Here is a 15,736-nt window from a genome sequence, read left to right as displayed (position 1 = left end):
AAATCGACAAAGACAGCGATTGCCTGTTCGTTGACCGTTTCATGGCCACCCCAATGTTCTACCCGGCCAACTACGGTTACATCCCGAACACCCTGGCTGACGACGGTGATCCCCTCGACGTGCTGGTAGTGACCCCTTACCCGGTTGCTCCAGGCTCGGTGATCCGCGCGCGTCCAGTCGGCATCCTGAACATGACCGACGACGGCGGCGGCGATGCCAAAGTCATCGCAGTCCCACACGACAAGCTGTCCCAGCTGTACGTCGACGTGAAGGAATACACCGACCTGCCAGCTCTGCTGATTCAGCAGATCGAGCACTTCTTCGCGAACTACAAAGATCTCGAAAAAGGCAAATGGGTCAAGATCGAAGGCTGGGACGGCGCAGACGCCGCCCGTGCTGCGATCACCAAGTCGGTTGCTGCCTACAAAGGCTAAGCGCGACTGCAGGCTTATGCCTGCAAGTGGCAAGAAAAACCCCGGAGATCCGGGGTTTTTTATGGGCGCTTACAAAGCAATTTAAACAACCTGTTTATCAGCGGGTCGCTTTGGTTTTTTTCTGTTTAATTTCCCACAAATACGTCTTACATCCCGTCTTAAATTTCCCGCCAAATTTGAACGGCACGTTGATTCAAAGCCTTATGCAGCGCCAGTAGACTCGCGCTCATGAAAAAGAACACTAGCGGTCCACGACTCAGAAAGCTCCTCGCAGAGGCGAACATTTCGACGACGGCATTCGGCGTATTCCTGAATACGCAAGCGGCACAAAACGTCCACAACTGGTACAAGCGCGGCGTGCCCGCCTACCGCATGGAAGAAGTCGCCAGAATCCTGTCCGTCAACAGCGAATGGCTGAAAACCGGCGAAGGCCCGAAAGACGCCGCGCACCTGCGCCTGGCCGATGAATCCGGCAGCACGTACGACGCCCAGGCCATTCGCGGTGTCTACACCGTGGTCGAACCTACCGACGTAGAACTAGCGTTCTTCAAAGAAGTGGCCACAGCGCCGGGGTCCAACAAAACCCACGTCATCGAAGACCGCGAACACTTCATTCGCTTACCGCGCAGCCACCTCGAAGCCCTGGAAATCAACCCCATCGACGCCATCTGCGCCCATATGATTGGTAACAGCATGGGAGAAAAAATCGAAGACGGCTCCATCCTGGCGATTGACCGTGGGCTGACCGAAATTGTGGATGGCGAAATCTATGCGATCGAACATGACGGCATGCTGCGAATCAAATACCTGCATCGCATGCCAGGAAATTCGCTGCGATTGCGCAGCCATAGCCGCGACGAATATCCGGATGAAACCTTAAGGCCCGCGCAAATGGAGGAACAGAACATTCGGGTACTGGGGTGGGTGTTCTGGTGGTCAACGCTGAACAAACGCAGGCCACTTCTGCCGTTTCTTTGAGCAGACGAAACGCCGCTGCGAGCCCCCAAGGACAGTGGCCAATTGGCTCTGACTGGCACTTCCTGCTGGGAATTCTCGTCAAACCTGCGTATGCTGCGCCCCACATTTGCGCATCGACCCGCCCAGCGGCTCGTATCGCCCCGACAAGGCAGATGATTTTCTCGCCGAGTCCCGCAGCCGGACGCAAGATCCGGATGTACGTTTTGAAGGCTGGCGCGGTTTACCAAAAATGAACCAAGCCAGTCCCCGAGAAGCCGGCCACAAGCCGGCTTTTTAATTGTCCGAAATAATCCTATCCCATCCGATAATCTTCCTGATAGCTTAGCTATTCCGGGGGTTTCAGGCATTATCCTGTCCGATGGCATTCAACGCCACTTGACCTCATCCGACGATGAAGTGGGGGGACAGGTGGGGGGACAAAACGGACGACAGGGGAAATCCAATGGGTAAGCTGAATCCGAAACAAGTCGAAAACCTGACCGAACCTGGCACCTATGAAGATGGTGATGGACTTCGCTTGGTCGTCAAACCTACCGGACGTAAATCCTGGCTACTTCGCTTCCAGCTGGCAGGCCGTCGCAGAGAGATGGGCCTGGGCTCATTCCCTGAGGTCAGTCTCAAGAAAGCCAGACAAGATGCCAGCACCAAACGCACCCAATTGAGTGACGGCATAGACCCATTAGCCGCTCGCGACATAGAGCGCGCCGCTCAACGGGAAGCCCAGCGTGCAAGTGAAGCCAAGCAACTGAAGTTCGAGACACTCGCAACGGAATACCGTGATGCTCACGGCGCGGCATGGTCGGATAAATGGCGTAAAGGCTGGCTGCGAAAGCTGGAGCTGTATGCGTTCGATCACATAGGCAAGCTGTCAGCAGAAGACATCGGAACTCGCGAAGTGCTCAAGGTGTTGCAACCCATCTGGGCTACTAAGACTAGAACCGCCGACGAGGTACGCGGGCAGATCGAACAAGTCCTGGACGCCGCCAAGGCACGCAATCTACGACAAGGTGAGAACCCTGCTCGCTGGCGCGGGCATTTAGACAATCTGTTGAGTCGTGCTGAAAAGAAGAAGGCTCGGAAGCGTGAGCACTTTGAAGCATTGCGGTGGCAGGACGTACCCACTCTGATGGCTAAACTCAGCGCAAACACCACACCAGCGTCCTTGGCCGCTCAACTACTGATCATGACCAGCGCACGCGCCCACATGGTGAGGTTTGCACGTTGGGATGAGTTTGATCTGGAAGCTGGGACATGGTCGTTGCCAGATGAGCGTATGAAAATGCGTATAGCGTTCGTAATCCCGCTTGCCGAGGAAGTCGTAAAGCTGGTGAAGAGCATTCCGCAAGATGAAGGAAGCCCTTTCCTTTTTCCTGGCCAGGGCAAGACTGGGGTCATGCATGCAAACGCGGTAAGAACGCTTCTGCATGGCATGGAATACAAACAAGTCACGCGACACGGTTTTCGATCATCATTTCGAGACTGGGCGGGAGAATGCACTCAATTCCCGCGCGAGGTTTGCGAGATGGCTCTCGCTCACGACGAACGCGACCAGACTGAGGGAGCCTACTCTCGGACTGACTTTCTCGACAAGCGACGCGCCCTAATGGGCAGATGGGCCAATTACTTAACTTCTAAGGATCTGCTGCAAGAGCCCACTCATGAGCAGCACGCAGCCAATGTGTAGGGACGGCGCTTACAGGTAACTACGACGCAGCAGCAGTCCAATAGATACCTGCTCACAAAGAGCATATGCCCATACGAGAAACGTGATTCACCCTCATCTAAACATCGCTGCTACTCTATCGCTTCAATCCAGGATAGGGTGTGCCCGTGTCATTCCGCAATTACAGCCAGACTAGCCCAGAAAGACCGAACGTAGGCACGCTGGCAATGCTGCTCACTCAAGCTGGAAATGTCGTAGAGAGCGTGTTCAATCAGCTAGGCACCCCTCCCCCTGCACGAAATCAACAATTGCAGTCGCTGTATGAAAGGATGGAAAGTTTTGAGATACAACCTCGCCAGGATAAACAGGTCGACCTGACTATCCGGCAGGGCCAAGTCGCGATTGAAGAACAGTTGGTCGAACATGCCGATACTGCGCTGCGTCAAGCAGTCTATGTGCAGTTTATCCACGACAAACACCTGCCACCACAGAGTACGCCGGCCCCAACCGCCGCCTATGAGCATTACTTGCAGGATATGATCACGTCCTTGATGCTGGCCAATCGGCACCTGGCGATGCTAGAAGCACTCAAGAACCTAGAGGGCAAACATTACAGCGTGCGCGGCGCGAAGGGGGGACATGCCAAAAACATGAAGCCCTCCGGCAAGATGGCCTCTCAACTTATTAACACCATGGTCAAGGGTATGCTCCATAACAACCCCGGACTATCGAATAGAAATAAGACAGACGTAGCCGATGCGATGGCGACCCGTATTTACAATGCCAACCGCGAGTTCCAGATACTGGATATCTCTAATCTCGACGACTTGAAGCAAGAGGTGCTCGAACTCCTGATTAGTTTTTCCAATAATGGCAAGCGAGGTAACCAACGTCAGGCAGACCGTCAGAGACTCGGACATATCCTGCGTCACTCGTTTCCCATGCGGGATACGGAAGAAGCGCGCCAGATGAGTCTCGATGCGGCACGTACCTTGGGACGGATTGAGGGCGTGAGAACAGCGTTAGCTCTGCAACTTAAGCAGCGCTTTGGAGCGCTGCCGAGGTCAGCAATTGAAACGTTGGAGACCACTGGCGATATGGATCAACTGCAAATCTACCTAGAGCGGCTAACAGAGGCCCGGTCTGTAGATGACGTCATTCAAAACGCCCAATGAGAGATATTAATCTAAATCGGCATAGGGGACGGCCATTCACTGGCCGCTCCCCTGCCACACCACCCGGCATGCGGGTCCGCACCGGGCGGTTCGAGAGATTGAGGTTAGGAGAGACGCGGTAGACCCATTCTGTCATAGCCAAACGCGCCAAAATATATCCACCAGCTTTCTCCTTAGGCTACACGACACCATTCGGCCCTATGCACCCGCTAAATTGAAGGTTTAAAAGGAGCAAGAACACATCTAGTATTCATGTTGCTCATGGAGCGTTCAGGAAAAAGATTAAGGTATGTGACATTTTCAAATTTACACATCAACACCTTCCCCTGCGCTACGAGTACCTCAATAGCAGGATCTAGACGCTTCACTTTTCGCAAATGACCAGGTCCCTTTTGCAGAACTAAGTTTTTTGCCACAAACTGCTCACCGGACTCACGCTTTAATTGCAACCAATCATCCAATTCCAGAGCATCGGCTTCGTCTTGAGGTGGCAATGAAAACATCCGTAAAAACTCATCGGAGTACCAAAAGCAAACATCGATAGCTGCCTCCAAGGTTTCCACAGCTATGTCTCCATCTTTTTTCTCGAAGAAATGAAATATAGCAGCAACCCTGGCGATATTATCTGCCAACTTGGAAGCATGATCCCCCATACCAAAATATCGCCCTCCCGGCTTAATCTGCGCCTCCACCCCATTAAAAATACTGACCCACCGGTGAATCGCCGCCAGAGAAAACCTAACCACCAACTTCGGCTTCTTGGGGTCAGCTAGAAACTCAACACTGCTTTTAAGGATCTCGCCGACGCGCTCAGAAAACCTGTCACAACAATCCCAGCGCGCGGCGCCTTCCGTAATAAACCGAGTCCCCTGAGTAGACTCTGGACTGCAAACCAAAAACCTAGCCCACAAGCCAGACCCACGTGATTTTTCACCGTTTTTCTCCATATAGCTAAAAAAGGAACTTTCTTGAACCATTAACGATACCGTCAACCGTCCTCTGACCTCATAACTTTCAGCCGACACACGATCAACCGTTATGGTATCCCCGCTCCATAGCGCATTCTGTTTTGAGAGGTCATTGAATGCCTTACCCGTCAGCACGCCACCGCCCTCACTGGAGATAAGTCCAGCTACTGGAATGTTCTGGTGCAACCCAAGAAACAAAGCTTCCGACGTAGCATCTTCGTACAGCAACTTGAAGCGCCTAGGCTTGATCGGCGCACAGGCTTGATGCTCCATGAGTTGTTTATTCGGATCACCCCCCTCCGACTGATCCAATAGTAGAGTTTCTTTCAAGATAGCCTTTCGACGAGCGTCCCAGATCGACTGTTTCGCACGCCAATCAGAGAGCTCTGATTGATAAATCACATCCATCTCATCCTGAAAGCGCCGAACGCCTCCCATAAATACATTCTCTGCGGTCGACTTTCGCTCCCCAGAGTTGGCCACCGTGAGCACCATTATTGATACCGGACCGATTTGGCCATTTGGTTTACAGACATCAATTGAAGCTTGAGCCGCAGTCGCCATGGCTGGCAACGCAGCTGAATAAATAAGTGCCCGAGGGGCCATTATATTGCGCTCAGCTTCATCTACTGCGGCCCCGATAATCGGCAAAGCCATAGACCTTGGAAATGCTCCACCTGGGACAGGAAGCCAACTTGACACACCATTAGAAAAATTCATAAACCACCCCTCTCAAGAATTCACGCTGTAAACATTTCGGCTTTCTGCAATTCGGGACTCAATCCACCGACAAACATCTTCCTCAATCCAACCTACAGCTGACGCCCCCAACTTAATCGGTCTGGGAAAACTGCAGTCGTACCTAGGCGACATTGGATTTAAGCGATCGTAGATGGTCGACGTACTCAGCCCGAGACGCTCTCGCAACTGCCGCATACGCAAAATTCTTAACATTAGTTTATTACTGTTTTCTTTGATCATTTCTACACCCTCTTCGGCTACGGATTCGATGAAAAGGACTCTAAAGCCCCTGCCACCCCCAAGTCGTCGAAGGTGCTAAACGCCACATCCCCCTAAGCAGATCTATAGACATCGCCGTGCATTTTGTGCTTGGCGATTTCACCCCATCGAATCTGCCAGGGTCCACTGCAGCTGCTATTCCTGCTACTAATAGCAAAAATAGCAGCCGCACTCCCCCCTACATCCGCTCAAGCCCCCCTTTCGGCTGCACCCTTCGCTTGAATAATTCAGCAGCCATGAGCCGCCTGCTGGTCAACCCATTGCAGTAGTAAGGCCCTACCAGGTCCGCTTGGCTGTCGGCGCCCCTGCTCCCAGTCCTGCAGGGTGCGAGAGCTGATCCCCAACTGTTTGGCGAGCCCCTGCTGGGTTAGCTTCAGTCGTTGGCGCAAACAACATACTTGCCTGAGGACGTCTGAAGATATCGAGCGGTCCTGCGTGGGAATATGTTGTCTCCTGGGCCCTTGCTGAGGAAGTTGATTCGAGAATTCAGAGTTAGCCGTTGTAAAAGTAGATAAGGGAAATACGAAACTTACAGGCGCAGGCGGCTGCACTGCCTCTTGCGAACTTACCTGTGACTGACTTTCATACTCAGGGTGCCGAGTGAGAAACTCACGGCGCCAATGCTCGCTGTAGCTCATGCGAAAGACTCCTTTTCTGGTGAGGAACAGTGCGGCATTGCCGCACCATACAATAGGCATATTGAACACCTATCTGACCGTACTCAGATTCGGCTGGTGGTAAACACTGCAAAGCCCTGCCTCAGCTCCTGTGACTTGCTGTATTCCTTACACAAGTAGCTCATGGCGTAGACCACCGGCTTGATCGAATCAGGAAAGCGCCGCTCCATGCACTGGTAAACCTGACCACTGAGTTTGTCCTGGCAGGCATGCACCAACCCTGACATGTCGTGTGCAGCACACCCAATTGCCCAGGCCCAAGCGCGCACGATGCGATGAAACAAGTTATCCCTGCTGTAAGTGCCGTCTGCGCTAGGCCCGTAGTTACCTAAGCCTCCAATGGCGTCGTAGTTGAGCAATACCATGAGGTGATAATGGGGCGCCTCGCTGCTGTTGCGCTCCCGACACCAGATGTAGCGAATTTCAGTCGAGTACTTAGTCTCCGCCCAAGCCAACTCTTTATTTAACTGGTAGAAAAAGCGAGTCATTACTTCATTGCTGATGAGCGCATCGGAAGGCATCAACCCAACGGGATAACGTAAATCCACCCGACAGACTAAGGTACGGGACTGTACCGAGAGACAGTGCTGCAAAGTTTCCAAGCCACGCTCTAGGTAGTTCTCAATCAACGGACCATGGGCCAACTGCTGCTGCACGGCAAACCCACGGTATTTATTATCGTAATGTAACTTCAGACTAGTATTGCTGGGATGACGTTTGGGTTGATGCTGAAACATGATCGATTTCCTGTAGGCAGTGCATTAAGGATCCACCGGGAGGAACACAACACCAGGTGCAATTCGGCACCTTGCTTCGGCTTATACGCTGATAACAACTTTCAAAGGGCTTTGACTTGTAGTCACGCCATACGTTATTGCTGCTTATGGCGAGCTAGGCTTGTAGGTATCTATCAGCACACACCCATCAGGTGAGTGCTATGGAAGACTCAACACTCAATGACAACTATGCTGATTATTAGTCATAATTACAGAGCGTGCTAGATACATACTACTTTAACCGTAACAACAGCAATGCCGTACCTGCAAAAAACCCCGAGAAATAGGCTCAGTGAAAATTCAATCCCCAGAACTACAATAAGAATATCCACTTATTCAACTCTAAAAAGATTCCATTTTTCATTCAGAATAAAGCGTATGAGTCGATTGCTGTGTGCCATCAGCGCTTTTAGTTATTTAGACATCCCATACCGCTGACCTGTAAAAACTTACAGCACTGCCGTATTCATGTCGTTGAGGGTTCCAAAAAGCTGGTTTTTCACGGCTTTGCCGTAGCGCAGTCAACCGATATGAGTTCAATCAAAATAATCTCAGACCTATATCACTCCGATGAACGCCCCACGGTATCTAATGCTGTCGGGGATACGCCTGCTTTTGGGCAAACAAGCTCATCACTTTAGAGGATCTGAATATGTATACCCCGTGCCCCAGCTGTAACTCTGGACGTGTCGTTACGAAAAATATTGGCAAACAAGCAGGAGGGTTGATTGGTGCTGCGGGCGGCGCGGCCAGTGGTGCCGCCGGAGCCCTGTCGGGCGCAGAAGTTGGTGCGGTGTTGGGTGTGGTCGGCGGGCCAGTAGGGATCGCCATTGGCAGTATTGCTGGTGCACTTCTCGGGGGACTGTTTGGCGGCGTGGCTGGCGGGATAGCCGGGTCCACGCTGGGCGCACAGATGGACGACAAGGTGCTGAACAACTACCAGTGCCTGCAGTGTGGTTACAGCTTCAGCGTCCACCGTTAAGCCGTTGTGAACAGGCGTCGCTTGTTGATGAAACGACGCTCTTTTCCCTTCATTCGCAAGGAATCATTCCCATGGCTCACCTCATCGAACAAATGGCTTACGTTGGCGCAACGCCCTGGCATGGCCTGGGCAGTTGCCTGTCGCCCCAACAACCGCTCGAAGTCTGGCAGCGTGAAGCAGGCATGGACTGGAAGATTCAAGAATCGCCCGTGCGTTTCATGGCAGATGCTGTCGGTCATCTCGGCACCATTCACTCGTTCCCGGAACAAAAAGTGCTTTATCGCTCCGACACCAAAGCTGCGCTGTCTGTGGTCTCCAACCGCTACCAAATTGTTCAACCGCGTGAAGTCCTGGAGTTCTATCGGGATCTGACCGAAGTCTCCGGCTACGAGCTGGAAACCGCTGGCGTGCTGAAGGGTGGCCGCAAGTTCTGGGCATTGGCCCGCACTGGCCAAGCCACTGCTTTGAAGGGCAACGATCAGGTCAATGGCTACCTGCTATTGGCGACGTCCTGTGATGGGACACTGGCGACTACCGCCACCCCGACCACGGTACGGGTGGTCTGCAATAACACGCTGACCATCGCTCTGGATGGCACCACCCGCGCGATCAAGGTGCCGCACAACACCCGCTTTGATCCGCAAGTGGTGAAGAAGCAGTTAGGTATAGCCGTATCCCAGTGGGACGACTTCATGCACCGCATGCGAATCCTGTCTGAACGCAAGGTTCAATGGCACGAGGCCTTGGGGTTTTTCATGAACGTATTGTGTGATGCCAGCCCCAACAGTCCGTTACCCGCAGTACTTCCTAACGAGCGGGCGCTGCGCAAGGTGCAGAGCCTGTATGAAGGTCAGGGACGTGGCGCCACACTGGTATCGGCTCAAGGAACCGCCTGGGGTTTGCTCAATGCGGTGACCGAATACGTTGATCACGAGCGGCGTGCCCGAAGTACCGAATACCGCATGGACTCGGCCTGGTTTGGCCAAGGGGCTGTCATCAAACAACGCGCCCTGCAGGCTGCATTGCAACTCGCCGCCTAGCTCCACTCACTTACTTAATCATTAAAGCGCCTGGTCAGCTTCTGCTGGCCGGGCGTTTTTTATGCCGCACAGGAAAACATCATGGGCACACAAACTCTGCAACACCCCAGCAGCAAACCCCGTCCTGCCTTACGCCTAGTGGGGACTAAACAACTGCCGCGTGAGGACTGGTTGGCCGTGCGTAAACAAGGTATCGGCAGCTCGGATGCCGCCGCTGCCGTGGGCCTGAATCCTTACAAATCCCAGCTGGAGCTGTGGCTGGAGAAAACCGGGCGTGACAGCGCACTGCCCAAGATCGATCCACAGGATGAAGAAAGCCCAGCTTACTGGGGCAACATCCTGGAGCCGATTGTCGCAACCCATTACACCCGGCGCAGTGGTCACCGGGTCCGCCGGGTCAATGCGGTGCTGCAGCATCCTGATCCCAAGCTGCCCTGGATGCTGGCCAACATCGACCGTGAGGTGATCGGCGCCTCAGACGTGCAGATTCTCGAATGTAAAACCGCTGGCATAAACGGCGCACGCCTCTGGAAAGAAGGTGTGCCCGAGTATGTGCAGTTGCAAGTCATGCACCAGCTCGCCGTCACCGGTAAGCAGGCCGCTGATGTGGCGGTACTGCTCGGTGGTCAGCACCTGGAAATCCATCGTATCGAACGCGACGACTCACTGATTGCTCGGCTGGTCGACTTGGAGCGATTGTTCTGGGATTACGTGGTCAGTGATACCCCGCCACCAGCAGACGGATCTGCCTCGGCGGAGCAAGCGTTGCGCTGCCTGTATCCACAGGACAGTGGGCAGGACGTGGACTTCAGCCAGGACATGCAGCTCTGTACGACCTTTACCGCACTGCAGAGCGTACGTGAGTCGATTGCTCGGAAGGAGAAGCAGGAAGCCCAGCTCAAGCAAACATTGCAACAGGCCATGGGCGAGGCCAGCCGGGCGACCTTCGCCACCGGCTGTATTACCTGGAAGAAAGCCAAAGACAGCATGGCCCTGGATATCCCACGCCTACTGAAAGAAAAACCCTATCTGCAAGTACGCTACGCAACCACAAAAACCGGCAGTCGGCGTTTTCTGCTGGCCTGAACGCTTGCTCGCTTCTCCCTTATTCCCATGCCCTTTCTCTCCAACGCCACCCTGGCCGTTTGCGCCGTCTCGGTGGCGTTTTTATTTCAGATACAGGAGAACTCCCATGCTCAAAGGTCTGGCTATCACCCCGCCCGTGCTCGGGCGCATTTCCATCGGCAAAGTCATCGAGAAAAACGGCAAGCGTCTGCCGGAGAAAGATGATCAGTTCACCCTTACTTCGCAGGTACAAAACCGCGACGGCTGGTTGCTGCATCCTCTTAACGAAGAGCTGCGCCAGGGCCAAGACGGCAAGCTGCGCAGCATTCCGATTCGGCTGCTGTTCAACGAACCGGACCTGAACTTTCGTGCAGACTACAGCTTGTTCGATCGAAACACTGGCAGGCCTTTGTGCGTCGGCAATGGTGAGACCTGCAAGCGTCTGACCAAGGACGGCATGCAATCGTTGCCCTGTCCTTCACCCGATGGCTGTTCACTGGCTCAAGGCAGTGCCTGCAAACCTTACGGACGGCTGAACGTGGTGATTGGCGATGATGATCCACTGGGCAGCTTTGTCTTTCGCACTACCGGCTTTAACAGCATCCGCACTCTGTCGGCACGTATGCATTACCTGCAAGCCGTCTCCGGCAATCGTTTGGCCTGTCTGCCGCTGGAGCTGCGTCTGCGTGGCAAATCCACCCGGCAGAGCCATGGCACGCCGATCTTCTACGTGGACATCACGGTGCGCAGTGGCCTGGGCCTAGAAGACGCTTTGCTGGAAGCCAAGCGATTGGATGAAGCCCGGCAAGCCTCCGGTTTTGACCAGAGCGCCTTGGATCGCGCGGCCCAGCAGGGTTTTAACAATGGGGCCTTTGAGGACAGCGAGGAGGACACCGGTGCCGTCGTCGAGGAGTTCTTTCCCGCCCTGGACGATCATCCCAACCCAGTAGAGCCCCAAGCCCAACTGGCAACGCCTGCAAAACCCTCACTCACCCAAAAGCTGGAGTCGCAAGCCACGCAGCACCACAGCAGAGCTTCGGCCCAATAACGCCCTTTTCAACCTTCCCGGCATGCTCCCTTATTCGTACAGGAATACCGTCATGAAATATCACAAACTCCGGGCTGGAGAGGCATCCGGCACCTACGTAATGGAATCCCCTGTCACCGAAGCTGACATCCTGCGTATGGCGCAACAACTGGCAATGAATCGCCTGTCTAAAGGCCGGGCACTGACAGAGCCGAAGCAGGTCTTCAGCCACCTGCAAACACTGCTGCAGTACCACGAGCAAGAAGTCTTTGCTTTGCTATTGCTCGATACTAAACACCGGGTAATCAGCTTTCGGGAGCTATTCAGAGGCACGCTGGACGGTGCTAGCGTGTACCCGCGGGAAGTGGTCAAGATCGCCCTGGAGCACAATGCCGCAGCCGTGATCTTGGTGCACAACCATCCATCCGGTGACCCCGAGCCTAGCCAAGCCGATCGTACGCTGACGACGACCCTCAAGAACGCTCTTAACATGATCGGCACCCGGATATTGGATCACATCGTTGTAGGTCATGAAGGCTGCGTATCATTGGCTGAGCGGGGTTACCTGTAACGCCTATGCTCACATCGCCCGATAGGCTGCCCTTGGCTGATGCCAGGGCGGTCATCGGCATGTCCCCCAGCACTTATTTTTTTAGCCATCGATTTGCAGCCCTAGACAGGGTCGCCGCGCCGAGAATGGTTAGCTGCAACCGATCATCTTCTTCAGTTCATCGATAGACAGCGGCGGTCGACGCTGATGAAGCATTGAGTGGCAGTTTGGACACACCGGGCGAAGATCCTTCACCGGATCCACCTGGTAATTTTTGCCGATATCAGCAAGCTGCACGAGGTGATGGACGTGAATGTAGCCGCGACCAATCTCACCGTACACCTTGCCAAAATCAAAGCCGCATATGACACACGCGGTGCCGTAATGTGCTTTGCACGCTGAAATTGCCTCAGCGCTCCGCTCGTATGCGTTTACCGAAACCTGTTTTACAGCGCCTTCCCCATAGGTTGCGGCACCCGCGACCTCCTCTGGAAACTGCAATTCGCCTGACGCTTGAGATGCTTGCGGTCGTGTTTCAGCCGCAGCTGTACCTGTGAATCCGTGCTGCGGCGCCCCACCTTGAAATGACCAAGTGATTTGTACGGGCGTCGTCCGTTGAAAGCTAACGGGGGTTGCCTCGCCAGCGTATTTAAAGGGACTCCTATCGTCGGTACGATAGAACACATGAACTTCCCCGTGACGGCTCAGGAGGCTCTTAATAGATTTCTGCCCCACATGCGACGCGGTCTTCCCGTACCAATGAAGAAGACCTTCTTCAAAGCGGTTTGCATAGTCATGACCGGTTCGGCCCGCTGTGCCAATGTTGCAGAAGATGAACCAATCGCCGCTCCATTGGGTAGAGCCCGTGTTCCAGTTACCCTTCTGCTTGTCTGGCGGAACGCGGCAGATTCTATAGATGTCATCCTTTGTATATCGTTGGCCAACGATGAACTTGAAATTTGCCAATGGAATTCTCCAAGTTTGAGGAGCAGCTACCTGGCCGATTGCAGACTGTCACCACTAGCTGCAACCGGCCAGAAGCGCACGGTAGCTACAAGGGTCGCTGGCTTGCTTAGTAGCTAGGCCACCGCTGACATTCCGATCGCCACTTGCGAGTAGTGCTCACTCACGAAACGAGTACTTCTGGGCAACGTATTTGGCCGAATTCTCAATATAGGGGAAGACCGTGCTTTCGTTGATGTTCAGCAGGTCAAGTTGTCGCAGAATGTTCACCTTCTGCGAAACCGTGATTCTCGTCACCACGATCTCAGGTGTGCCCTTCTCATCCAACTGTCGGCATTAATTCATTTCTTTATTTGGCCAATCGAAACCCAAGCTATTTTTCTGGGTGATCTGCCATGCCTCCTTGTTCAGCGCGCCTCGGGAATGTAAGGAGAAATTCCCGAATTGCACTTTCGCTGACGCTAGGGCGAGCACCATGCGAGTTTTTGCTGCTCAGAGCTTCTTTTAGCTAATGAGCTACGCACCAGTCAACGAGCGTGCCTTGTCGCCCCCAAAATAAATACTGTATATAATCACAGCAACCCAACTCATGCATCGCCACCCAAAAACACCTGGATATAACTGCTTACTCTTCATACACTCCCTCAGCTACCGCCCGATTAGGCAAGCATAGGGCTGCGCTGAGGAGAGATTACTCGGGATTCAAACCGGCTGAAGGAGCTCAATATGTGGGTACCACCAAGCGAAGCCCCAGGCTTAGCCGATACAAAATTTCTGGATGAATTCAAAGATATAAATGAATCCTGTAATCTCAAACCAAGCCGGTCGCCGGGCAGCCCAATCCATTGCGTTTGCTTGCGGGGCAATCCATTATCGATCACTATTGCCCCCTCGACGCCTACCGAGCTATCTCTAGCCAGCATGCCGAGTCAGCATCAAGCATCGGTGGCGGAAAAAGACCACCATCCTGCTGCCTATATAGGCGATAGCCAAGGGCTTCGCGAGACGCTCCCTACCCTGAAAACGACCGTGTCCGGGCAGGAGCCCATGAAAAATTTCGAAACTCTCCCCCCGCTACCCGCCCACGGGCAACCTTTGATGTTCGCAGATCTTTTTGCGGGCTGCGGAGGACTATCTCTAGGTCTATCGCTCGCGGGGCTAAACGGCGTTTTTGCCGTCGAACGCGACAAAATGGCTTTTTCCACGCTGTCGGCGAACCTGCTCGAAAGGCGTGACGTGCCCGTCCGCCAGTTCGAATGGCCCTCTTGGCTGAAAAGAAAGGCCTGGGGTATCGACGAAATTCTTGAACAGCACCCACTTGAACTTTCCAAGCTCAAGGGCAAAGTGCATGTACTTGCAGGAGGCCCTCCCTGCCAAGGATTCAGCTTCGCAGGAAAGCGACTAGAGTCCGACCCTCGAAACCAACTGTTTGAAAAGTACGTGGAAATGGTCAAGGCCATCCAACCTGCGGCTATTGTCCTGGAAAACGTACCAGGCATGAAGGTTGCGCATAAAGCCAAATCTTGGAAGGAGCTGGGCATAACACAAGTGAAGCCCCAGTCCTACTATGACAAGCTAGTCGAAAGCTTGGACAGGGTTGGCTATCAGGTATTCGGTCGAATATTGGACTCCTCGCTCTTTGGGGTTCCCCAGAAGCGCCCACGCCTAATCGTAATAGGGATCCGCAAGGATCTTGCTCGCCATCTTCCTGGCGGTGTCACCAGAGCTTTCGAGCTACTAGAGAAAGCAAGGCTGAATCAACTGCAGGAGCTTGGCCTTCCAGAAACAGTCAGCGCTTCGGAAGCCATTTCTGATCTGGAAATAAAGCACGCAGGGACCAGACCATGCACTGATCCCTCATCTCGTACTGGCTTTCAAGAACTCGCATATAAGGGGCCTCGGACACATTACCAAGCCCTCATGCACCAGGGCAGCGACGACTCTATGGACAGCGTACGCTTAGCAAAACACAAACCCGAAATCAGTGAACGGTTCATGAGGATCATTCAGGACCCCGAGTGCATCAGGGGTGGTTTGATGAGCTTGGCCCAAAGAGAGAAATATGGCCTCAAGAAACACCGCATTTGCCTCATGCACGAGGACAATCCCGCACCTACAATAACAACGTTGCCCGACGATGTGCTCCACTATAGCGAGCCCAGAATACTGACTGTCCGGGAGTCTGCACGCCTGCAGTCGTTTCCCGACTGGTTCCAGTTCCGCGGCAAATTCACTACTGGTGGCAGCCGACGAACTAAGGAATGCCCCCGTTACACGCAGGTGGGCAACGCTGTTCCTCCTTATCTTGCAAGAGCCATCGGCCTGGCCATCAGATCAGTGCTTGCAGAAGCCATGACCGCAGCTAGTCAACAAGCAGTCAATGAACCAGAACAAGAAATCTTAGCCATAGCTTGAAAG

The 15,736-nt window shown here is 53.7% G+C and carries 15 protein-coding genes; 10 read left to right on the top strand and 5 right to left on the bottom strand.

Annotation, left to right across the window (positions count from 1 at the left end; translation table 11 throughout):
* From ppa to ACRESJ_RS06080, 4 genes are all read left to right on the top strand, one after another.
* The coding region (gene ppa / locus ACRESJ_RS06095) for an inorganic diphosphatase (protein WP_431757105.1) at positions 1-434 on the top strand (434 nt) is incomplete at its 5' end.
* Positions 435-662: 228 nt separating this feature from the next.
* Positions 663-1,412: a S24 family peptidase gene (locus tag ACRESJ_RS06090; RefSeq protein WP_431757104.1), complete on the top strand. Its 750-nt coding sequence runs from the start codon at positions 663-665 to the stop codon at positions 1,410-1,412.
* A gap of 442 nt (positions 1,413-1,854) precedes the next feature.
* Positions 1,855-3,096 (top strand): tyrosine-type recombinase/integrase, encoded by a 1,242-nt coding sequence (locus ACRESJ_RS06085; protein ID WP_431757103.1) that lies wholly within the window; start codon positions 1,855-1,857, stop codon positions 3,094-3,096.
* Positions 3,097-3,302: 206 nt separating this feature from the next.
* Positions 3,303-4,250 (top strand): hypothetical protein, encoded by a 948-nt coding sequence (locus ACRESJ_RS06080; RefSeq protein WP_431757102.1) that lies wholly within the window; start codon positions 3,303-3,305, stop codon positions 4,248-4,250.
* A 209-nt stretch (positions 4,251-4,459) separates the two neighbouring features.
* Here ACRESJ_RS06080 and ACRESJ_RS06075 read toward each other — a convergent pair whose 3' ends face one another.
* From ACRESJ_RS06075 to ACRESJ_RS06060, 4 genes are all read right to left on the bottom strand, one after another.
* Complete coding sequence (locus ACRESJ_RS06075; protein ID WP_431757101.1) at positions 4,460-5,938, bottom strand: YfjI family protein; 1,479 nt, start codon at positions 5,936-5,938, stop codon at positions 4,460-4,462.
* Positions 5,939-5,950: 12 nt separating this feature from the next.
* Positions 5,951-6,154 (bottom strand): helix-turn-helix transcriptional regulator, encoded by a 204-nt coding sequence (locus ACRESJ_RS06070; RefSeq protein WP_228389621.1) that lies wholly within the window; start codon positions 6,152-6,154, stop codon positions 5,951-5,953.
* 311 nt (positions 6,155-6,465) lie between these two features.
* Entirely contained in the window at positions 6,466-6,876 is a 411-nt protein-coding gene (locus tag ACRESJ_RS06065; RefSeq protein ID WP_431757100.1) for a helix-turn-helix domain-containing protein, read from the bottom strand.
* 83 nt (positions 6,877-6,959) lie between these two features.
* Positions 6,960-7,652, bottom strand: a complete 693-nt coding sequence (locus ACRESJ_RS06060) for a YagK/YfjJ domain-containing protein (RefSeq protein WP_431757099.1) — start codon at positions 7,650-7,652, stop codon at positions 6,960-6,962.
* A gap of 691 nt (positions 7,653-8,343) precedes the next feature.
* On the opposite strand from ACRESJ_RS06060, the gene ACRESJ_RS06055 reads away from it, so the two are divergent.
* The 5 genes from ACRESJ_RS06055 (at position 8,344) to radC (ending at position 12,376) form a co-directional block, all read left to right on the top strand.
* Entirely contained in the window at positions 8,344-8,673 is a 330-nt protein-coding gene (locus ACRESJ_RS06055; protein WP_109787620.1) for a hypothetical protein, read from the top strand.
* 71 nt (positions 8,674-8,744) lie between these two features.
* Positions 8,745-9,713 carry a DUF932 domain-containing protein gene (locus tag ACRESJ_RS06050; RefSeq protein ID WP_431757098.1) on the top strand — a complete coding sequence of 323 codons (969 nt, stop codon included), beginning with the start codon at positions 8,745-8,747 and terminating at the stop codon, positions 9,711-9,713.
* 81 nt (positions 9,714-9,794) lie between these two features.
* Positions 9,795-10,799: a YqaJ viral recombinase family protein gene (locus tag ACRESJ_RS06045; protein ID WP_431757097.1), complete on the top strand. Its 1,005-nt coding sequence runs from the start codon at positions 9,795-9,797 to the stop codon at positions 10,797-10,799.
* Positions 10,800-10,905: 106 nt separating this feature from the next.
* Positions 10,906-11,826: a hydrolase or metal-binding protein gene (locus tag ACRESJ_RS06040; protein ID WP_431757096.1), complete on the top strand. Its 921-nt coding sequence runs from the start codon at positions 10,906-10,908 to the stop codon at positions 11,824-11,826.
* A 52-nt stretch (positions 11,827-11,878) separates the two neighbouring features.
* The gene (gene radC, locus ACRESJ_RS06035) at positions 11,879-12,376 is read left to right on the top strand and encodes a RadC family protein (RefSeq protein ID WP_431757095.1); all 498 of its coding nucleotides are present in this window, start codon (positions 11,879-11,881) and stop codon (positions 12,374-12,376) included.
* Positions 12,377-12,505: 129 nt separating this feature from the next.
* Here radC and ACRESJ_RS06030 read toward each other — a convergent pair whose 3' ends face one another.
* Complete coding sequence (locus tag ACRESJ_RS06030; protein ID WP_431757094.1) at positions 12,506-13,321, bottom strand: HNH endonuclease; 816 nt, start codon at positions 13,319-13,321, stop codon at positions 12,506-12,508.
* Positions 13,322-14,044: 723 nt separating this feature from the next.
* Between ACRESJ_RS06030 and ACRESJ_RS06025 the strand changes: the two genes are divergently transcribed.
* The gene (locus tag ACRESJ_RS06025; RefSeq protein WP_431757093.1) at positions 14,045-15,733 is read left to right on the top strand and encodes a DNA cytosine methyltransferase; all 1,689 of its coding nucleotides are present in this window, start codon (positions 14,045-14,047) and stop codon (positions 15,731-15,733) included.
* Positions 15,734-15,736: the final 3 nt, after the last annotated feature.

This window comes from Pseudomonas sp. (genome assembly GCF_050739655.1).
In the GTDB taxonomy this organism is placed as follows: domain Bacteria; phylum Pseudomonadota; class Gammaproteobacteria; order Pseudomonadales; family Pseudomonadaceae; genus Aquipseudomonas.
The sequence above is the reverse complement of the archived record's forward strand: the minus strand, read 5'-3'. Positions and strand labels throughout refer to the sequence as shown.